The following is a 19620-nucleotide window of genomic DNA, read 5'->3' on the forward strand; positions in this document are numbered from 1 at the left end:
AGGACGGTTCGTTCCGGCCGGTCCACCCCGTGCAGCGGTCAGGGCTCGAGCAGGACCGCACCCGGCCCGCGCTCGGCGAGGAGGTCGTCGGGGTTGTTGAGGGCGCAGGCGCTCAGGCTCAGGCAGCCGCATCCGATGCAGGAGTCGAGCTGGTCGCGAAGCCGCTCCAGGCGCCCGATCTGCTCGTCGAGCCGGCCACGCCAGGCGAGGGACAGCCGGGCCCAGTCTCGCGCCGTGGGCGTGCGCCCCTCGGGCAGCCCCGCCAGCGCGGTGCCGATCTCGTCGAGGGTCAGGCCGACTCGCTGGGCCGCGCGGATGAAGGCGATGCGGCGGATCGTGGCCCGCTCGTAGCGCCGCTGGTTGCCCGCCGTGCGGATCGAGCTGACGAGGCCGAGCTCCTCCCAGTAGCGCAGGGCCGAGGGCGCGACACCGGATCGCTCCGCGACCTGCCCGATGCTCAGCACCGACATCGGTGCCGTCCCGGCCCCGGCCGCTCACCGGACGTGCTCGTGGACGCGCGGCCCGCTCGTGGCCAGGACACCGGTGACGACGACGGCTCGCGCCCGGTCCACCGGGGCGTCGTCGAGGGCCACTGGCTCACGTCGCACACCCTAGGTCTCGTGCGCGCCGGCCGCCACCGCCCGAGGGCGCCAAGGCCCCGTCCGAGGGCGTATGCCGTGGGGTCGGCCCCCGCACGGCTCAGGCGTACGTCTCCACCTCGTCCGGGGTGGCGCGCCGCACGACGACGCGGGTCCAGGCGCCGACGTAGAGCCGGTCGTCGTCCCCCAGCTCGGTGCGGGGGCCGACCGCGATCGCCGCTGCCGGCAGCGGACCCGAGGCGGGGCCCACGTAGGTGCCGTTGGAGCTGCCGAGGTCCTCGACGAACCATCGCGTGCCGTCGGTCGTCAGCTGCGCATGGCGGCGGCTCACGCCCGGGTCGGACGACAGGTCGATCTCCGGGTGGGTGTTCCTGCTCGTCGACACCCGTCCGAGCAGGACGCTGCGGTGGCGCAGCGGCATGATCGTCGGCAGCCCGGGCGAGGGACACGGGTCCTCGGCCTCCTGGGTCTGGTACCAGTCCGGGTCGACCCACACCTCGGCAAGCCACTCGAACGGCTCCGTCGACGCGCCGCCGTCTGCACCCTCGACCGCCTGGCCCGCCGGCGTCGCTGCACCGTTGGCGCTGCCTGCCGTCCCCGCGCCGCCGGCTGCCGGGAGCTCGCCGGAGTCGGGGAGCTCGTGCGGCTCGGTGTCGACGAGGTCGCCCGGCGTGGCGGAGGGGTCGCGCGGCATCGCACCGGTGGTGAAGTCGTAGCCGCAGGCCTCGCAGAACAGCGCGCCGTCGGGGTTCTCCGTCTTGCAGTTGGGGCATTCGAGCGACGTCGGCGCACTGGGCTGGCTCGTTGCAGCCGCGGGCGTCGACGCGGAGACCCCGCCAGACTCCTCGACGGCAGGACCGAGGTCGAGCGAGGAACGCGACGACGACGGCGCCGCCGCGGCCGTTCCGGCCGCTGCACTCGCCCCGACGACCTCGACGGGCGCGCCGGCGCTCGCGGCCGGCTGGGCAGCGAGGTCGATGGGCGAGCCGCAGGTGTCGCAGTAGTCCTCGGCTTCGGACGTGTGCCCATTGGGACAGACGGCACTCATCGGCGCACCCTGCTCGTCTTGGTCGAGGCAGTGTCGAGCGACAGCTCGTCGATCTTCGAGGCGCCCTTCTTGAGGCGCACCGTGCCGGTGTCGACGTCGTCGATGTCGACGACCTTCTTCAGGCGGGTGGTCATCTCGTCGTTGCCGGTGAGGCCGGCGAGCTGCACGGCCCGGCCGAGCTTGGCGGTGGCGACGTCGTCCTGTCCGGCGGCCTTGGCCGCCAGCCCTTCCTGGATGGTCGTGGCGAGCTCGGCCTGGCCGGTGTAGGCGGCGACGGCGGGGTCGATGCGCGTGGTGAGCGAGTCGTCGTTGCTCCACTTGGCCTTGACGAGGCCCTGGGCCACGGGGTCGCCGCCGAGGGAGAGCTGCACCCGGGCCGCGAGCTGCTCCTGACCGAGCGTGCGGGCGGGGAGGCGTACGGCGACGTGGTAGTCGCGCGTCTCGTCGGACCAGGCCCCCGTCGGGTAGGCGCCGGTCAGCGGGTTGACGACCGTGCGCCGGGGGGTGAGGTCCTCGAGCGTGGGGGAGACCTGCTTGACGAAGAGCAGCTCGGCGCCCTGCGGCACCCAGACCCGCAGCTCGGAGCTCGCGACGCCACGTGACATCGACGCCCGCATCATCGCCTGGAACTCGGCGGCCATCTCCTCCGGGGCCGGGATGAGGTCGACGCTGCCGAGCAGGGCCGAGGCGATGCCGCGCACCTCGTCCACGCGCCACTGGTCACCGACGCCGCGGCAGTCGCACTGGAAGACGCCGACGCAGCTGCGGACCGCAGCCTGCAGCGACTGCGGCGTCTCGCCCTCGTTGACGCCGTCGGTGAGCAGGATCGCGTGGCGCTTGGTCACGTGCGGCACGGTCTCGAAGATGTTGCGGGCGAGCGTGAGCCAGGTGCCCATCGCGGTGCCGCCGTTGGCCCGCAGTCCCTCGATGGCGCGGCTGGCCTCACCACGGGTGTGGGACGACATCGGGATGAGCGCGCCCTGGTGGCTGTAGGGGTAGACGATCTGGGCGGTGCCGTTGCCCGCGACGATGGAGAAGAGGGTGCCGTCGACGATCTCGGCGAGCGCGGCCTTGGCGGCCTCGCCGGCGGCGGCGACGCCCCGGCGGCCCATCGAGCCGGACGTGTCGATGAGGATGACCTCGGCAGCCGATCCCGGGTCGGCCAGCGCGCCCGAGGCGCTCGCGGCGGAGGCCCCGGTCGAGGTGATGCGCACGATGGCGTGCACGTCGGTCCCCCCGTCGGGGAGGAACTCGTTCTGGAACACCTCTGCGGTGAAGTCAGCCATCGGCCCTGTCCCCTTCCACCGGCGCCGTCGTCGCAGCCGGCTCGCTCGTCGTTGTCGATCCTCGTCCAGCCAGTCTGGCGAGGGCAACCGTGATGTTGTCGCGGCCGCCCTGCTCGTTGGCGAAGTCGACGAGGGCCTGCGCCAGCACGGTGGGTGTCGCCCGGTCGGTCCGGTCGGTCCCGTCGGTCCGGTCGGTCCAGTCGGTCCGGTCGGTCCGGTCGGTCCGGTCGGTCCGGTCGGTCCCGGCGGTGCCGGCGGCGACGCCGCGGAGCAGCGCCCGCAGGGCCTCCGCCTCCGAGCAGTAGTTCCAGAGCCCGTCGGAGCAGACCAGCAGCCATCCCGCGGTCGCCGTCATCGTGGTCAGGTGCGGCGTCAGGTCATCGGGTGCGTCCTTGCCCAGCCAGCGGGTGATCGAGTGGGCGTGCGGCCCGGTCTCGGCCTCGAGGCGGGGCACGCCGGCGACCATCTGCTCCTGCGCGAACGAGTCGTCACGCCCGAGCTGGACCGCCGGCTCCTGGTCGGAGTCGGGCAACCAGTAGACGCGGCTGTCCCCGACGTTGCCCGCGACGACGACGCCGTCCTCGACGACGGCCGCCGCGAAGGTGCACGACGGCGGGTTGGGCACGTCCTCGACCACGGCGGCGATGACGGCCTCGTTGGCCCGCGCCACCGCGATCGTCAGGGCCCGCCCGGCGGTGGCGGCCCACGCGTCCGGGGTGCCGACGCCACGCGGGAACGGCTGGTCCAGCACCGCTCGTGCCTCCGTGGCCGCCGCGAGCGAGGCGATGTGCGAGTCGGAGGCCATGGAGACGCCGTCGCAGACGACGAGCACGGCCCGGGACCCGGGCGCGTCGGTCGCGCTGAGCGACATGGCGTCCTCGTTGCGGGTGTGGCGGCGGCCGATGTCGCAGACGCCGCCGACCCACGGAGCGGGCGACTCGACGAAGTGGTCGCGCGGGTTCGGCGGCGGGGTGCCGCAGTGGTCGCAGTAGCCGTCGACGATGCGGCCCTGGCCGCAGGCGTGGCACGTGAGCTCGTCGGCCGCCGCCTCGGGCGCCACCGGGACGGCGCCGGTCCACCCCACGTCGAGCGGCGACTCCTCGCCGGCGGGGGCCGTCTGTGGCGCGGCCGAGGGCATCACCGGACCGTCGACGGAACCTGCGGGTCCCGTCGCTTCCGTCGCCCCCGTGTCAGCACCCGCGGAGGCGCGTGCCGTGACGACGAGATCGGCCCCGCACGCCTCGCAGAAGCTCGAGTCCGCAGGGTTCGGGGTGCCGCAGGCCGGGCACTGGCGGGACGGGAGCTCGTCGCCCCCGTGGCCCTGCTGGCGCTCGTCGGTGGAGACGGGAGGGGGATGGGGCGCTCCCGCCGTCGGGAAGTCGGTCACCAGAGGCTCCAGGGTCGGATGGCGTTGGCCTCGTCGACGAGGGGAACGCGTGCGGACAGTTCGGGGGTGCGCTTGGCGAGCTCGCGCAGGGCATCCTCGAGCCCGAGCCGCAGGCCGTTGGGCGTGCCCCTGTGCTCGCCGACGCGGATGTCGGCCTTGTTGCCACTCTTCTCCACGGTCGCGAGCGCCTCACGGTAGATCAGCGTGGTGAGCTCGGCGCGCCGCCGCGCCGACAGGGACGTGTCGTCGAGGGTGCGCAGCGCCTCGGCCAGGTCGGGCAGCCCGCGGTTGGCCCGCGCCAGCAGCTCGGCGAGACCGGCGCGCGCGGTGCGGTACGCGCTCGACTGCACCGGCACGAGCCGGTATGCCGCCACCGCACCGTCGACGTCGGACCGCGCCGCCCGGATGCGGGCCAGGCCGAAGGCAGCCATCGGGACGTACGTCGCGTCGGTGCGCGCGCACGCGACGTAGAGGTTCTCGGCCACCGCGTCGTCGCCGGCCTGCTCGGAGGCCTGGGCGAGCGCGAGCTTGGGGGCCAGCTCGCCGGGCACCTGCCCGTAGACGGCGTTGAAGGCCGCCTGCGCGGCCCGCGAGTCGCCGCGCTCGAGGGCGGCCAGGCCCTGGATCCACACGGCGCGCCACTCCCACGGGTCGGAGGTGAGCAGTTCGCCGGCGGTCGCCTCGGCCACGTTGCGCCGGCCGGCGTCGAGGGCCGTGCGGGCCAGTTCGAGGAGCACCTCGGTGGTGCGCACGGCCGACCGCTCGAGGGTCGCAAGCCGCTCCTCCGGGGTGCCGGCGACCGTGGTGAGCCAGCCGGTCTGCGGGTCGTGCGGGTCGCGCCGCAGCACCGGCAGGTTGCGCCAGTCGTCGGGTGCGACGCCCGGCGTGGGCACGTCGAAGAGCAGCGAGCTGACCGTGGAGGTCGCGGCACCCGCGCCCCGGTCGAGGGCCACGACCTCGCGCAGCACCCCGACCATCTGGGAGCGCAGCTCGTCGGCGGACACGAAGCGGTCGTCGCGGTTGGGGGCGCACGCCTTGGCCACGAGCCGGTAGAAGGAGTCGTAGCGCTGGAAGACCGGCACGGTGTCCTGCGCGGGGAGGGTGTTGAGGTAGGTCGTCTGGTAGCCGCGGAACTCCATCGTGAGCACGACGAGGGTGCGCCCGATCGTGTAGATGTCGGACGCGGGCGAGACGCCGAGCTCGGCCACCTCGGGGGCCTGGTAGCCGACGGTGCCGAAGATCGCGGAGTCCTCGTCGTCGGCGCGGCGCACCCCACCGAGGTCGATGAGCTTGACCTCGTCGCCGACCTGGATGACGTTGTCGGGCTTGAAGTCGCAGAAGACGAGCCCGAGGTCGTGGAGGTACTGGAAGGCCGGAAGGATCTCGAGGAGGTAGGCGAGGGCCTGGTCGACGGGCAGCGGGTCGTACTTGCCGGCGGCCTGCATCCGCTGCTTGAGGATCGACTTCAGGGACGTGCCGCCGACGTACTCCATGACGATGTAGCCGGCGTCGTCGTGGGTGACGAAGTTGTAGATCTCGACGATGCTCGGGTGCGACACCTGTGCGAGGAACCGCTGCTCGGCGATGGCCGCGGCGAGGGCGTCGGGGTCGGCCGAGTTGAGCAGGCCCTTGAGCACCACCCACCGGTCGGAGACGTTCTTGTCGCGAGCGAGGTAGATCCAGCCGAGGCCGCCGTGCGCGAGGCACCCGGCCACCTCGTACTGGCCCGCGACGAGGTCGCCCGCCTTGAGCTTGGGGTCGAACGAGAACGGCTGGCGGCACTTGGGGCAGAAGCCGGTGGTGCGTCCCGGCCTGCCGTCGCGGCTGCGGCCGACGGGCTCGCCGCACTTCGGGCAGTAGCGCTTGCTCTCGGGGACCGTCGGGTTGGTGAGGAGCGCCTTCTCGGCGTCGATCTCGGGCGCGGGTCGCACCGTGGTGATGCCGCCGCCCAGGCGGGCGGCGCGCAGCCGCTGCGAGCCCCCCGTGCGACGCGTCGCGACCGAGCCCGACTCGCGGGCTCGCTTGGAGCCCAGAGCCGCCGAGGCCAGGTTGCTCGAGGCGGCGGAGCGCGTGGACATCTCGGGACCGACGCCGGCGGGCTGGGCGCCGGCCTCGCCGTTGGCCCCCACCGATCCCGGCGCACCGGCTGTGCCGGCCGCGCCCGCGGACCCGTTCGGGGCGGCATACGCGGTGGCGCTGAGCTGGTCGGCGGGAGTGCCGCAGACGTTGCAGTAGCCGGCCTCGATCGTCCCGGAGCAGCCGGGCTGCTGGCACGCCCCGCCCTCGGGGATGGAGGGGCCGGCGGCCGGCGGCGACGCCGCGAGGGCCCCGGAACCCGAGCCGGCCGTCGCGCTCGCGTGGGCAGGGGCGCCGGCGGTCGGCGGCACCGGGTTGGAGCCGGCGGCCATCCCGCACAGGTCGCAGTAGCCGTCGACGATGGTGCCGGTGCAGCCCGGCTGCGTGCAGTTCATGGGCGAGGCCTCTGGGGTCGGGGCGCGGACGCGCGCGGGGCTGCGCGCCCCGCGCCGGGCTGCGGGCGGGTCGCGGTGTCGACGTAGGACTGGAAGGCCGCCGCGAGGGCCCGCGCACGGGCGATCGGCAGCGGCTTGCCCGAGAGCGCCTCGTCGAGCCGGCGGCGCAGCTCGGCGACGTCGGCCGACACCTCCGGCGCGAGCGACGCGGAGGCCGCCATGGCGCCCACGGCACCGACCAGACCGACGACCTCGTCACGCTCGGCGAGGCCCCCGGCATACGTCTCGTGGGCGAGGTCGAGGGCACGCGAGACCCGCTCGAGCTTCTCCCGGTATGCCGTCAGCTCGGCCGCGCCCTGGGGCACGGGTCCCAGCGCCCGCACGTTGGGGATCGCCAGGTGCGGGGCCGGGGTGATCGCCTCGACACAGGCCCGCTCGAGCGCGCGGATCGCGGCGGCGCGGGCGTCGAGCTCCTCGACCTGCTGCTCGGTGCGCAACCGGCTGCGGGCCGCGCTGGCCCGCTCGGCGGCCGCGACGATGAGGTCGCGCTCGAGCACGGCCACGTCGATCTCGAGGGGGCCGATGATGCCCCCGACGTCGGCGCCTCGGCGGGCCCGCTCGAGGAGGTCCTCCATGCGGCGGTCGAGCCGGGTGAGCTTCTCGCTGGCCGCGTCGCGCTGCGGGCCGGCCGGCACGAGCGGGACCTGGTCGCGGGTGCGCTCGAGCCCGGCCCGCACGATGGTGATGCGCTGGGTCGCCTCGGCGGCGCCGGGGGCCAGCGAGGCGCGAGCCTGCAGGGTGCGGGTCAGCGAGTCGAGCAGGCGGCAGGCCTCCGGCAGGCTCACGGCCAGGGACCCGCTCGAGGGCAGCGACAGGTGCTCGCTCGTGTTGGAGTCGAGCCGCCCGTGGATGAGGGTCGAGAGCCGCTCGGCCTCGACCGGACCGACGCGGCCGCCGTCGAAGGTCGTCTCGAGCAGCGTCAGCCGGTCGCTGACGGCCTTCCAGAAGGTCAGCGCGACGGTGAGGTCGTTGGTGATCGCGACCTGCTCGGCGGGCGACAGCTTGAGCACCGCCCGGTCGACCTCGCCGAGGTCCGCCCGGCGCTGGGCGACCCACTCGCGCAGGGCGAAGAGGTACGTCTGGGCCTCCTCGGCCTGGACGGGCACGCCGAGGCGCCCGGGCGCGGTGGGAGCGGCGGTGCCGGCGTCGGGGAGGCCCTGCGGCACTGCGCTCATCGCCCGTAGACCGGGGTCGGGGGAGCGGGCGCCGGCCCGAGCGGTCCGGCGAGCCAGCGGTCGTAGACCTTCTTCCACCGGCCGTCGGCCTCGAGGTCGGCGATGACCCGGTTGACGTAGCGGGCGAGGTAGACGTCCGCCTTGTTGAGGCCGAGGCCGTAGGGCTCGACGGTGACCGCCTTGGCGCTCGTGACGACGGTGTTGGGGTCCTGCGCGGCGAGGCCGGCGAGCACGGTGTCGTCCCCGGTGATGGCGTCGACCTTGCCCTGCTGGAGCAGGACGAGGCAGGCGGTGTGCGTCGCGGCCGGGACCGCTTCGGGCCCCTTGACCTGCTCGAGCTTGGTCAGGGAGGTCGTGCCGGCCGGCGCACAGACCTTTCGGCCCTTGAGGTCGGTCAGCGCGAGGTCCTTCGCCCTGGGCAGGGCCTTGCTGACGAGGACCTTCTGGCCGGAGCGGTAGTACTCGGCGGAGAAGGCGATCTTCTGCCACCGGTCGCAGGTCATCGACATGTTGCGGGCCACCATGTCGACCTGGCGCGACTGCAGCAGGGGCAGTCGCTCACCGGCGGTGATGACGCGCAGCTGCACCTTGTCCGGGTCGCCGAAGATGGCCTGGGCGACCGCGCGGGCGATGTCGATGTCGAAGCCGGTGATGCCGCCGGTGAAGGGGTCGCGGGCACCGAAGAGGTAGGTGTCTGCCGAGACCCCGACGACGAGGAAGCCCCGCTTGAGGATGCGGTCGCGCATCGTCGGGTCGGTGATCTCGCCACGGCTCGGCAGGGTGGGCAGCGGGGCGTACGACTGCGTGGCGTTGTTGCACGTCTGTGCCGGTGCGGGGGGCGCGCTGCTCGACGGCGCGGACGGGGCGGCAGGCGGCAGGGGCGTCTGGGCATACGTCACCCCCGAGCACCCGGCGAGGGCACCGAGGGCGGCGACGGCCACGAGCGCGGAGAGGCGGCGACGCAGCGTCGAGGTGAGCGTGCTCATCGGTACTCCTCCAGGCGCTGGCTGATGCCGCGCACGATCAGCCACGACGCGACCAGCCCGGCCAGGGCGATGAGGACCGCGATGAGCGCGACGCTCCCGTGGAGGTCCTGCAGGGTGGTCACCGTGTCCTTGGCCGCCTGGTCGCGCGCCTGCGTCACGGCGACGTCGAAGTCGTCGAACGTCTTGGCGGCGCCCCCGTCGGCGATGCTGGTCGAGAGGCGAACCGCCTCGTCCCACCGACCGCCGTCGTCGAGCGTGCGCACCTTCGTGTGGGCGTCGGAGTAGCCGCGCCACAGCTGCTGCAGGTCCGAGCTGTCGCGGACCCCGGCGAGGGTGTCCTCGACGGTCTTGGCGTCGGCGACCCAGGCCTTCTGGTTGTCGGCGCCCGAACCGCGGCGGATCAGCGTCAGGCTCTCGTTGGCGCGGGCGTCGTTGGCCGCGGTCGTGACGTCGGCCAGTGCGACGGCCTGCTGGTAGGACCCACTGGAGACCTGGCTCGTGGCCGAGGCGATGGCGCTGATCTGGGTCGCCGCGACGAAGAGCGCCACGAGCAGCAGGGCGATCGCGCCGGTGAGCGAGGGGTTGAGGTAGCGGTGGGTGCGCCTGGCCAGCCAGACCGCCAGGGCCACCAGCCCCAGCAGCGCGACGACGCCCACGAGCAGCTGCAGCGTGGAGTTGCTGCGGTCGAACTCCTTGCTCGACCGGTCCTCGTTGACCTTGACGACCTGCTCCACGATCGGGATCGCGTCGGAGCGCAGTCCGGCGCTGGCCTGCGTCAGGTACTGCGCGCCCACCGGCAGGCCGAGCCGGTTGTTGGCGCGGGCCTGCTCGACGAGCGCTGCATAGGTCTGGACCTTCTCGCCCAGCGCGCCGAGCACCGTGCCGTCGGCCGGCTGGGCGGCTGCGGCCTCCGCGATGCCGGAGGCCACCCGGGCCATCGCGGCCTCGTACTTGGCCCGGGAATCGGGGGACTCCAGGCCGCCGACGAGGAAGGCGTTGGTCGCGAGCGCGTCGGCGCGGAGCAGGTCGACGTGGATCGACTGGGCGCGCACGACCTGGGCGGTGTTGTTGGCCGCGCGCTCGACCGCGGCCTGCGAGGCGACGAGGGCATTGGCGCTGACCGCACCGAGCAGCACGGCGGCGATGACGCCGAGCAGTCCGAAGAGGCGCATCCGCCCGGGCGTGCCGTGCAGGAGCCGGTCGGCGAGGCTGCGGGCACCGGGGATGCTCCCCGCGATGGTGCGCGTCGATCGGCCCCCGGACGCGGAGGGCGCGCCCGACGACGAGCGCGCCGGGATGGCGACCGGGATGTTCGTCGTCGGTGCGCTCATGCGGTGTCCTCGGGCTCTGTCGCGCTGGTGTGGTGCTGCTGCTCCGAGACTGCCTCACCCGGTGCGGCCTCGCCATCAGGTTCTGCCCCGAGAGCTGCCGGATCCGCGCCGGTCTGGTCGGGGTCGTCCCGGACGTCCAGCTGCTCGATGAGGTCGTCTGCGGTGAGTAGACGCAGCTCGTCGCGAGTCGGCTCCTTCGCGTCCCGCAGGCGCCAGGCGTGGCTGCCGACGGCCTGCTCGAAGAGGTTGCGCGCGAAGCGGCCGTTGCCGAAGGACGGGCCGCGCGGCGTCGCCTCGAGCAGGTGGCGCACCCGCCGGCGAGCCTCGTCGGTGAGCTCGTAGTCGCTGCCCGTCGCGATGGAGTCCAGGATGGCGAGCAGCTCGTCGTCGGAGTAGTCGTCGAACTCGATGGCCGTGGTGAACCGGCTGGCGAGGCCCGGGTTCTGGGCGATGAAGCGCACCATCGGGTCCGGGTAGCCGGCCACGATGACGACGAGGTCCTCGCGGTGGTCCTCCATCTCCTTGACGAGGGTGTTGACCGCCTCCTCGGCGTACTGGTCGCCGGTCAGGGCGTAGGCCTCGTCGATGAAGAGCACCCCGCCGGTCGCCTTGGCGCAGACCTCGGCGGTCTTCATCGCCGTCTGCCCGACGTAGCCGGCGACGAGCTCGCTGCGGTCGACCTCGACGAGCTGGCCCTTCGGCAGCAGCCCCAGGGCCTTGTAGATGCCGCCGACGAGGCGGGCGACCGTCGTCTTGCCGGTGCCGGGGTTGCCGACGAAGATCAGGTGGCGGCTCATCTTGGGGGCCTTGAGCCCGGCCTCGGTGCGCAGCTTCTCGACGGTGAGCAGGGCCACCTGCCGGTGGATCTCCTTCTTGACGCGATCGAGCCCGATCATGTCGTCGAGCTCGGCGAGCAGCTCCTCGACCGACCTCTCCGGCTCGGCCGGCAGCTCCGGCTCGGTGGCGGGCTGGGCGGCCGGCTGCGCCGTCGCCGGCGTGGCTGCGGACGGGTCCATCGGGCCGGGGACCGTGGGTCGCATGGTGTCGGGCGTCCCGAGTCCCAGACCCGGTATGCCGCCCTGGAGCCGGCGTTCGGCGCCGGGCTCGGTGCCCGGGAAGGTCGGCACCGGGAAGGCCGGCACCGGGAACGACGGCTGGGGGAAGGTCGGCTGCGACGGCATCCCCGATGAGGTGGGCATCCGTGCTGCGGCCAGGTAGGCGCCCGACGCGGCGGACGCGTTGGCGATGACCCAGATCGGCGCCGTGCCCAGCATGACGGCCGAGGAGGCCACCTCGGTCAGGGCCTCGGCGTAGTCGAGGGCTCGGTCGTGCCGCGAGTCGACGAGGGCCTGGAGCAGGTCGGTCGGGGCGCCGCGCCACCGTCGTCCGCGGGAGGCGGCGTCGAAGAAGGCCTCGTTGATGCGGCCGAGGTCGGTCAGCCCGGGGTGGGCGACCTCGGCCCAGGCCGGAGCCGCTCCTGGCACCGCCTCGGCGAGCGCGGCGGCGACGCGCAGCCCCTCGTCGCGGGCGGAGGCGCGGTCGATCCCGGCCTCGGCGGCCACGTCGGCCAGCTGCTCGAGGCTCTCGGCGAGGCGGGTCTCCTCCGTGGTCATGCGTCCCCCTCCATGCGTCATTCCGGCGGCGTCAACGGTGCAGGGGACGGGGCAGGCGGCCGAGGGGTTCCCGGGCCCCCGGCGCCGGATGCGCCCGGCTCGCCCACCCGGCCGGGCTCGGAGGTCCCGGGCGGAGGCGGTGGGGCGACGCGTACGGGATCGGGACCGAGCCCCAGCACCCCTCCGGCGGAGGCCGGTCCGAACTTCTCCTCGAGGAACGCGCCGTGCACGATGATCGCCTCGGCGTCGGCGCGGTTGACCGCGTCGTAGACCTTGTCCATCGTCGAGCCGAGCAGGTCGAGCTGGTCGACGAGGAGCATCACCGAGCTCTTGCCGGCCGCGATGGGGCGGGTGTCGGCCCAGTCCCGGGGCAGGCGCAGGTAGTTGCCGATGGCGACGGGGAGGTAGTCGGTGGCGGTGGCCATGACGCTGTAGCCCTGCGCGCTGCCGAGGCCGAGGTTGGCCAGGCGGGGGAGGGTCTCGCGCACGACACGCGTCACCCGGAGCAGGCGCGAGAGGACGACGCCGGGCACCTTGCCGTCCCTGGCCTGCTGCTCGATGGCGTCGAGGGCGCCGAGGAGCTGCTCCGTGGTGGGCGGCCCCGAGCGCACCGGCTCGGGCGCTTCGGGCCGGTCCAACCCGAACCACGACCGGATTCCCACTGCGTCTGTCCCCTCTGATGTGTGTCGAGCTGGTGTGCTGCGCTGCCGTCGGGCGCCGAGCGGCGGTCGTCCACGCACATCCTGCTTCACCGGTCCGCGGTCCGTGTCACGGATCCACCCGTCTCGTCAGGCGTGGCGGCGGCCTACCGGGTCGACCCGAGGTCGAGCAGCCCCGGCGCGACGTTGTCGGCCCGGCGCTGGTCCTGCTTGGAGACGCGGTCGAGGTAGGAGCGCGACTTGGCGACCTCCGTCTCGAGCGTGCCGATCGTCGCAGCCATGTTGTCGAGAGCCCGGACCTTGAACTGGTCGATGGTGTCCATCGTCTCGTAGATGTTGGCGAAGGCCTTCTGCAGCGACTCGATCGAGAGCGTGGAGCTCGCCGACTGCTCCTGGATGCGGGCGGAGTTCTGCTTGAGGGCCTCGGAGGTGCGCTCGATGATGCCCGAGGTGGTCGTGTTGAGCGCCGTGATCTGGTCGAGCACGAGCTGCTGGTTGTTGAGCGCCTGCGCGACGATGACCGCGGTGCGCAGCGCCGAGACGGTCGTCGTGGTGGCGCGGTCGACGCCCTTGATGAGCTCGATGTTGTTCTTGATGATGATGTCGATCGCGAGGTAGTTCTGGATCGACACCGCCAGCTGGGTCAGCAGGTCCTGGTGCTTCTGGCGGACGTAGAAGAGCACGTCCTCGCGCAGGGCCTTGGCCCGCTCGGGGTCGCTGACCTCGTAGGTGGCGACCTGGGCGGCGAGGCGCGCGTCGAGCCGTTCGGCGACGTAGACGTACTGGTTGAGCCGGCCCATCGACTGCCAGAGGTTCTTCTTCTCGAGGTTGAGCGCGACGTTGTCCTTGACGAGCTCGTCCTGGCCCGACTGCAGCGAGTGCAGGATGCCGTTGAGGTGGCTCTGCGCCGACTGGTACTTGCGGAAGTAGTCGGTGACCCGGTCGCCGAAGGGGATCATGCCGAGGAACTTCTTCGCGCCCTGGGCCTGGCCGGGGTCGAGGTCCTCGACGGTGCGGCGCAGGTCCAGCAGGGTCTTGCCGACCTTCGAGTTGCCGGACAGACCGCCCTCGTTGAGCGCCTTGACCGGCATCTGGAGCATGCGGTTGGACGACTCGGCGGCGAAGCGCACCTCGTCGTTGCCCATGCTGCGCACGTCGGCGGCCTTGGCCTCCCACTCGGGGGAGCGGGCAGCCGCCTTCGTCAGCGACTCGAGGTAGGTGTCGACCTTGGCCTCGAGCCCGGGCAGGGCCGCTTCGGGAACGGCCGGGGCCATCTTCGGGGCGGACGTGTCGGCCACCGGGGCGGTGGGTGCCGGGGCGGTGAGCACGAAGGCCTCGCCGGGCGGCGGCTCGAGGGGCGCGACCTGGGCGGCGGCGGTCGCCTGCTGGGCGGCGGGCTGGTCAGTCATGGTGGAGCGGGTCCTTCCCTCGCGTGCCGGTCGCGTCGGAGACGCGCCCGAAGTCCCTCGCCCGAAGCCGTTGCACGTCGGGTGCACGGCACGACGGGTGCGCGACGCACGCCTGCGGCGCCGTCGTCGGGCGTACGGCCACTCTACGTGCCGTCCGTCTGCGACGGGTGGGCGTTGGCGCCGGTTCCGTCACACCGTCGGCACCCCGCACCGACCTCGGGAAAGCTCGGGAAAAGGGGCGGCCGCGGCTCGGAGTCAGGGGAAATTCCGAGCCGCGGCCGCGATCGTGGGCCGCCCACACCTGACCAACGGGTTGCCCGTCGCGCGGGTTCCCGTGCAGGGCGACAGTCGGGTCAGCCGGGTCTGCCGGGTCGGCCGCGTCAGCTGAACTGCCAGGAGCGCTTGCTCAAGCCGAACCAGAAGCCCTCGATGACGCTCTTGTTGTCGAGGCCGCCGGACTCGTAGGCGGCGCCGAGGGTGACGAAGAGCGGGGCGAAGTGCTCGGTGCGGGGGTGCGCCTCGTGGGCGGCGGGGGCCTTGTCGAGGAAGTCGAGCAGGCTGTCGACGTCCTTCGCGCGCATGGCCTCCTGCGCCCAGTGGTCGAACTCGGCACTCGCCCTGGGTGGGAGGGCGTCCGACCCGGCGTGCGGGTTGAACCAGCGCAGGTTGTGCGTGGTGAAGCCGGAGCCGACGATCAGGGTGCCCTGCTCGCGCAGCGGGGCCAGGCGCCGCCCGATCTCGAAGAGCCCGCGCGGGTCGAGCGTCGGCATCGACATCTGCAGCACCGGCACGTCGGCGTCGGGGAACATCTCCTTGAGGGGCACGTAGGCGCCGTGGTCGAGGCCGCGCGGCTCGTCGCGGTGGACCGAGTGGCCGGGCCAGGTGAGCAGCTTCGTCACGTCGTCGGCGAGCGTGGGTGCAGCGGGCGCGTCGTAGGTGACGTCGTAGTACTTCTGCGGGAAGCCCCAGAAGTCGTAGGTCAGCGGGGCGCCGGTGGTCGAGCCGAGCGTCGTGGGCGCGTCCTCCCAGTGCGCCGAGACGATGAGCACGTCCCGGGGCTTGGCGATCTCGGTGGACCAGGCCGACAGCTCGGCGGTCCAGCGCTCGTCGTCCGCGAGAGGCGGCGCGCCGTGGCTGAGGTAGAGGACCGGTGCCGACATGGCGGTTCCTTCCGAAGTCGTTGAATCATAAACTATCACGGGAACGTCCTCTCCGGCTCCATCATTCCCGAGGACGTATGCCGTCCGCCCGGCTTCCCCAGGAGAGCGGCGTGCGGCCCGCGAGGTGACGGCATACGCCCTCTTCGGTGGATGCCTGGAGAGCTTGCGAGGCCCGTGCTGTTACGGTCGGTCCCGCGTCCACGTCGGGGCAGCGACGAATCCGCTGCACGTGAGATGCGGGAAGTTGAAGGTGCATCCATGGCCGCAGGCAAGGGCCGCAAGCTCGTCATCGTCGAGTCGCCCGCCAAGGCGAAGACCATCGCCGGCTACCTCGGCGGCGACTTCGAGGTCGAGGCCTCGGTCGGTCACATCCGCGACCTGCCCAACCCGTCGGAGCTGCCGGCCGACATGAAGAAGGGGCCCTACGGCAAGTTCGCCGTGGACGTCGAGAACGGCTTCGACCCCTACTACGTCGTCGACCCGGACAAGAAGAAGAAGGTCGCCGAGCTCAAGCGGCTGCTCAAGGACGCCAGCGAGCTCTACCTCGCCACTGATGAGGACCGCGAGGGCGAGGCCATCGCCTGGCACCTGCTCGAGGCGCTCAAGCCGCGGGTCCCGGTCAAGCGCATGGTGTTCCACGAGATCACCCGCGAGGCGATCCAGCGCGCCGTCAACGACACCCGCGAGATCGACACCGCGATGGTCGACGCGCAGGAGACCCGCCGCATCCTCGACCGCCTCTACGGCTACGAGGTCAGCCCGGTCCTGTGGCGCAAGGTCCGCCAGGGCCTGTCCGCCGGCCGCGTCCAGTCCGTCGCGACCCGCATGGTCGTCGAACGCGAGCGCGAGCGCATGGCGTTCGTCCGCTCCTCCTACTGGGACGTCGAGGGCGAGTTCACCCCGGAGGGTGCAGCCCAGCAGTTCACCGCCCGGCTGTCCTCCGTCGACGGCACCCGCGTCGCGACCGGCCGGGACTTCGCCGACGACGGGCGCCTTACCGGCAAGGGCGTCGTCCACCTCGACGAGGCGCTCGCGACTCGCATCGCCGAGGCCTGCCTGCCCCTGCAGGCGCGCGTCACCGACGTCCAGGAGAAGCCGTACACCCGCCGCCCTTCGGCGCCGTTCACCACCTCCACCCTCCAGCAGGAGGCGTCGCGCAAGCTGCGGATGTCGTCCAAGAACGCGATGCGCGTCGCGCAGCGGCTCTACGAGAACGGCTACATCACCTACATGCGTACCGACAGCACGACGCTGTCCGACGCCGCGACGACCGCCGCCCGCAGCCAGGCCCGTGACCTCTACGGCGCCGAGTACGTGCCCGACAGCCCGCGCCGCTACGAGAAGAAGGTCAAGAACGCGCAGGAGGCCCACGAGGCCATCCGCCCTGCCGGCGACCGCTTCCGCTCGCCGGCCCAGGTCGCCGGGTCGCTGCGCGGCGAGGAGTTCGCGCTCTACGAGCTGATCTGGAAGCGCACCGTCGCCTCGCAGATGGCCGACGCCCGGGGCTCCACCGCCACGGTCAAGCTCGCCGTCGACACGGCGGTCGAGGGCGCGCAGTCCGTGGAGTTCAGCGCCAGCGGCACCGTCATCACGTTCAAGGGCTTCCTCGCCGCGTACGAGGAGGGCCGCGACGACGAGGCGGCCGCGAAGGCCGACGCCGCCGCCGAGGAGCGCCGACTGCCGAAGCTGTCCGCCGGGGTCGCGCTCGAGGTCGTGCGCGCCGAGGCCGACGGCCACGAGACGAGCCCGCCCGCCCGCTACACCGAGGCCACGCTCGTCAAGGCGATGGAGGAGCGCGGCATCGGCCGCCCGTCGACGTATGCCGCGACGATCGGCACGATCCAGGACCGCGGCTACGTCTTCAACAAGGGCCAGGCGCTCGTGCCCACGTGGCTCGCGTTCGCGGTGACCCGGCTGCTCGAGGAGCACTTCGGCAACCTCGTCGACTACGAGTTCACCGCCTCGATGGAGGAGGACCTCGACCGCATCGCCAACGGCGACGAGCGCCGCATCGACTGGCTCAAGCGCTTCTACTTCGGCGAGGAGGCGACGACCGGGGAGGGCCTGAAGTCCCTCGTCGACGACCTCGGCGAGATCGACGCCAAGGAGATCTCGACCATCCCGATCGGCGACGGCATGGTCGTCCGGGTCGGCCGCTACGGACCGTACGTCGAGGAGGTCGTCCCCACCGGGGTCGACCTCGCGACGGGCGAGGTCGCCGACGGCGCCGAGGTCTCCGGCACGCCGCGCCGCGCGACGATCACCGACGACGTGGCGCCCGACGAGATGACGCCCGAGAAGGCCCGCGAGCTGCTCGAGGTCGCCGCCGATGACGGCAAGGTGCTCGGGCGCGACCCCGAGACCGGGCGCGAGATCGTCGCCCGCGCCGGGCGCTACGGGCCGTACGTCACCGAGGTCATCGAGGACGACGAGCCCGCCGCCGAGAAGCCCAAGGGCCGCAAGGCCGCCAAGGTCAAGCCGCGCACCGCCTCGCTCTTCAAGGACATGGAGCTCTCGACCCTGACGCTCGACGACGCGCTCAAGCTGCTCTCGCTGCCGCGCGTCGTCGGCACCGACGCCGAGGGCGTCGAGATCACGGCCCAGAACGGCCGCTACGGGCCCTACCTCAAGAAGGGCACGGACTCGCGGTCCCTGGCCTCCGAGTCGCAGCTGTTCGACATCACGCTCGAGGAGGCGCTGGCGATCTACGCGCAGCCCAAGCAGCGCGGCCGCGCGGCTGCCGCCCCGCCGCTCAAGGAGCTCGGCGCCGACCCGGTCAGCGGCAAGGCTGTCGTCGTCAAGGACGGCCGCTTCGGCCCCTACGTCACCGACGGCGAGACCAACGCGACGCTGCGCAAGGACGACGACCCGGCCTCGATCACGCCGGAGCGCGGCTACGAGCTGCTCGCCGAGAAGCGCGCCAAGGGACCGACGACGCGCAAGCGCGCCGTGAAGAAGACGGCCAAGAAGACCGCGAAGCGCACGACGAAGAAGGCGGCCGCCAAGAAGGCCTGACCGCCCGCGCCAGCGAGTGGTGGCGTATGCCGGGTGCTGATCCCCCCCGGCATGCGCCACCGTCGCGCTAGCGTCGGCTCGTGATCGAGATCCGACCGCTCGAGCCCGGAGACCGGGACCGCTGGGAAGAGCTCTTCCGGGCGTACATCCGGTTCTACGGGCGCTCCCTCGACGACACGGCATACGACCGCGCGTGGCGTGAGATCACCTCCGGCGCAAGGCTGCACGGGCGCTGCGCCTGGCTCGACGGTCGGCTCGTCGGGATCGCGCACTTCCTCGTCCACCCGAGCTCCAGCGAGCCGGACCTGTGCTACCTCGAGGACCTCTTCACCGACCCGGACGTGCGTGGTCGGGGTGTCGCGAGCGCGCTCGTCTGCGCGGTGCGCGACTGGGCCCGGGAGAAGGGCTGCGGCAGCGTCTACTGGCAGACGCACGAGTCGAACGCGGTGGCCAGACGGCTCTACGACGAGCTGGCGACCTTCGAGGGCTACGTCGTCTACACCCTGGCTGTCGACGACGTGTCCACGGACGTCAGCGGGCGGTGAGAGGCTGGGGCCATGTCAACGCTGGTCTTCGTGCACGCCCACCCCGACGACGAGGCCTCCCAGTCGGCCGGCTCCATGGCCCGGGCCGTCAGTGAGGGCCACCGGGTCGTCCTCGTCGTCGCCACCAACGGCGACCACGGCGATGCGCCCGACGACCTGGCCGAGGGCGAGACCGTCGTCGACCGGCGCCGCGCCGAGGCGGCCGCGTCCAACGCGCTCATCGGGACCCACCGGGTCGAGTTCCTCGGCTACGCCGACTCGGGCATGACGGGCTGGGCGCAGAACGACCACGAGGCGAGCTTCGCCAGGGCCGACACCGAGGAGGCGGCGCAGCGCCTGGCGGCCATCCTGCGCGAGGAGCAGGCCGACGTCGTCGTCGGCTACGACTGGCACGGCGGCTACGGCCACCCCGACCACGTCAAGGTGCATGCCGTGACCGAACGCGCGGCGCAGCTCGCCGGGACGCCCCGCTACCTCGAGGGGTCGATGAACCGCGACGCCATGATCCGCTCGCACCAGGCGGCGCTCGCGGCCGGCCTCGACGTGGGCGAGTGGGACCCGACCGTCCCGATGGACGACGGCAACCCGCTCGGCAGCCTCGAGAGCGAGCTGCACTGGGCGTGCGACGTCAGCGAGTTCCTCGAGGTCAAGCGATCGGCGCTCAAGGCCCACGCGAGCCAGTCGGACGCGCAGGGCATGCTCCAGATGCCGATGGACATGTTCGCCGTCGCGTTCTCGTGGGAGCACTACATCGAGCCTGCTCGTCCTGCCGGGATGGTGACGGGCTGGTTCCTCGACGTGGAGTGAGGCTGCGGCGCCTGAGAACGACGTCAGTACCCCCTTCACACATCGAGAGGCCACGTCCCGGGCCCTCCT

Annotated in this window: 15 protein-coding genes; 3 read left to right on the forward strand and 12 right to left on the reverse strand. The window is 72.8% G+C overall.

Annotation, left to right across the window (positions count from 1 at the left end; translation table 11 throughout):
* Positions 1-38 precede the first annotated feature (38 nt).
* The 12 genes from soxR to ABD194_RS01870 all read right to left on the reverse strand — a co-directional run bounded on the left by soxR (position 39) and on the right by ABD194_RS01870 (position 15184).
* Positions 39-470, reverse strand: coding sequence for a redox-sensitive transcriptional activator SoxR (soxR, locus tag ABD194_RS01815; protein WP_343986610.1), 432 nt, complete (start codon positions 468-470; stop codon positions 39-41).
* 229 nt (positions 471-699) lie between these two features.
* Positions 700-1647, reverse strand: coding sequence for a double zinc ribbon and FHA domain-containing protein (locus ABD194_RS01820; protein WP_343986612.1), 948 nt, complete (start codon positions 1645-1647; stop codon positions 700-702).
* On the reverse strand, positions 1644-2933 hold the full coding sequence (locus ABD194_RS01825) for a VWA domain-containing protein (protein WP_343986615.1): 1290 nt from the start codon (positions 2931-2933) through the stop codon (positions 1644-1646). The genes ABD194_RS01820 and ABD194_RS01825 overlap by 4 nt, the downstream gene beginning before the upstream one ends.
* Positions 2926-4320: a PP2C family protein-serine/threonine phosphatase gene (locus ABD194_RS01830; protein WP_343986618.1), complete on the reverse strand. Its 1395-nt coding sequence runs from the start codon at positions 4318-4320 to the stop codon at positions 2926-2928. The genes ABD194_RS01825 and ABD194_RS01830 overlap by 8 nt, the downstream gene beginning before the upstream one ends.
* Positions 4317-6791 carry a serine/threonine-protein kinase gene (locus ABD194_RS01835; RefSeq protein WP_343986622.1) on the reverse strand — a complete coding sequence of 825 codons (2475 nt, stop codon included), beginning with the start codon at positions 6789-6791 and terminating at the stop codon, positions 4317-4319. The genes ABD194_RS01830 and ABD194_RS01835 overlap by 4 nt, the downstream gene beginning before the upstream one ends.
* Positions 6788-8026 (reverse strand): hypothetical protein, encoded by a 1239-nt coding sequence (locus ABD194_RS01840; protein WP_343986623.1) that lies wholly within the window; start codon positions 8024-8026, stop codon positions 6788-6790. Before ABD194_RS01840 ends, ABD194_RS01835 begins: the two co-directional genes overlap by 4 nt.
* Entirely contained in the window at positions 8023-9012 is a 990-nt protein-coding gene (locus ABD194_RS01845; protein WP_343986625.1) for a glutamate ABC transporter substrate-binding protein, read from the reverse strand. The genes ABD194_RS01840 and ABD194_RS01845 overlap by 4 nt, the downstream gene beginning before the upstream one ends.
* Positions 9009-10343, reverse strand: a complete 1335-nt coding sequence (locus tag ABD194_RS01850; RefSeq protein ID WP_343986627.1) for a hypothetical protein — start codon at positions 10341-10343, stop codon at positions 9009-9011. Before ABD194_RS01850 ends, ABD194_RS01845 begins: the two co-directional genes overlap by 4 nt.
* Entirely contained in the window at positions 10340-11956 is a 1617-nt protein-coding gene (locus ABD194_RS01855) for an AAA family ATPase (protein WP_343986630.1), read from the reverse strand. Before ABD194_RS01855 ends, ABD194_RS01850 begins: the two co-directional genes overlap by 4 nt.
* A gap of 17 nt (positions 11957-11973) precedes the next feature.
* Positions 11974-12618, reverse strand: a complete 645-nt coding sequence (locus ABD194_RS01860; RefSeq protein ID WP_343986633.1) for a hypothetical protein — start codon at positions 12616-12618, stop codon at positions 11974-11976.
* 143 nt (positions 12619-12761) lie between these two features.
* Entirely contained in the window at positions 12762-14024 is a 1263-nt protein-coding gene (locus ABD194_RS01865) for a toxic anion resistance protein (protein ID WP_343986636.1), read from the reverse strand.
* Positions 14025-14404: 380 nt separating this feature from the next.
* Complete coding sequence (locus ABD194_RS01870) at positions 14405-15184, reverse strand: dioxygenase family protein (protein WP_343986639.1); 780 nt, start codon at positions 15182-15184, stop codon at positions 14405-14407.
* A 258-nt stretch (positions 15185-15442) separates the two neighbouring features.
* Between ABD194_RS01870 and topA the strand changes: the two genes are divergently transcribed.
* From topA to ABD194_RS01885, 3 genes are all read left to right on the forward strand, one after another.
* Positions 15443-18199, forward strand: a complete 2757-nt coding sequence (gene topA / locus ABD194_RS01875) for a type I DNA topoisomerase (protein ID WP_343986642.1) — start codon at positions 15443-15445, stop codon at positions 18197-18199.
* A gap of 80 nt (positions 18200-18279) precedes the next feature.
* The gene (locus tag ABD194_RS01880) at positions 18280-18744 is read left to right on the forward strand and encodes a GNAT family N-acetyltransferase (protein WP_343986645.1); all 465 of its coding nucleotides are present in this window, start codon (positions 18280-18282) and stop codon (positions 18742-18744) included.
* A gap of 12 nt (positions 18745-18756) precedes the next feature.
* Positions 18757-19551: a PIG-L deacetylase family protein gene (locus tag ABD194_RS01885; RefSeq protein ID WP_343986648.1), complete on the forward strand. Its 795-nt coding sequence runs from the start codon at positions 18757-18759 to the stop codon at positions 19549-19551.
* Positions 19552-19620: the final 69 nt, after the last annotated feature.

This window comes from Terrabacter terrae (genome assembly GCF_039529575.1).
GTDB lineage: Bacteria > Actinomycetota > Actinomycetes > Actinomycetales > Dermatophilaceae > Terrabacter > Terrabacter terrae.

Bases quoted from the DNA above. Each gene is read 5' to 3' on its own strand.
- ABD194_RS01845 (WP_343986625.1), bottom strand. From the start codon at position 9,012: ATGAGCACGCTCACCTCGACGCTGCGTCGCCGCCTCTCCGCGCTCGTG.
- ABD194_RS01850 (WP_343986627.1), bottom strand. From the start codon at position 10,343: ATGAGCGCACCGACGACGAACATCCCGGTCGCCATCCCGGCGCGCTCG.
- ABD194_RS01835 (WP_343986622.1), bottom strand. From the start codon at position 6,791: ATGAACTGCACGCAGCCGGGCTGCACCGGCACCATCGTCGACGGCTAC.
- ABD194_RS01885 (WP_343986648.1), top strand. From the start codon at position 18,757: ATGTCAACGCTGGTCTTCGTGCACGCCCACCCCGACGACGAGGCCTCC.
- ABD194_RS01825 (WP_343986615.1), bottom strand. From the start codon at position 2,933: ATGGCTGACTTCACCGCAGAGGTGTTCCAGAACGAGTTCCTCCCCGAC.
- ABD194_RS01855 (WP_343986630.1), bottom strand. From the start codon at position 11,956: ATGACCACGGAGGAGACCCGCCTCGCCGAGAGCCTCGAGCAGCTGGCC.
- ABD194_RS01840 (WP_343986623.1), bottom strand. From the start codon at position 8,026: ATGAGCGCAGTGCCGCAGGGCCTCCCCGACGCCGGCACCGCCGCTCCC.
- ABD194_RS01820 (WP_343986612.1), bottom strand. From the start codon at position 1,647: ATGAGTGCCGTCTGTCCCAATGGGCACACGTCCGAAGCCGAGGACTAC.
- soxR (WP_343986610.1), bottom strand. From the start codon at position 470: ATGTCGGTGCTGAGCATCGGGCAGGTCGCGGAGCGATCCGGTGTCGCG.
- ABD194_RS01865 (WP_343986636.1), bottom strand. From the start codon at position 14,024: ATGACTGACCAGCCCGCCGCCCAGCAGGCGACCGCCGCCGCCCAGGTC.
- ABD194_RS01870 (WP_343986639.1), bottom strand. From the start codon at position 15,184: ATGTCGGCACCGGTCCTCTACCTCAGCCACGGCGCGCCGCCTCTCGCG.
- topA (WP_343986642.1), top strand. From the start codon at position 15,443: ATGGCCGCAGGCAAGGGCCGCAAGCTCGTCATCGTCGAGTCGCCCGCC.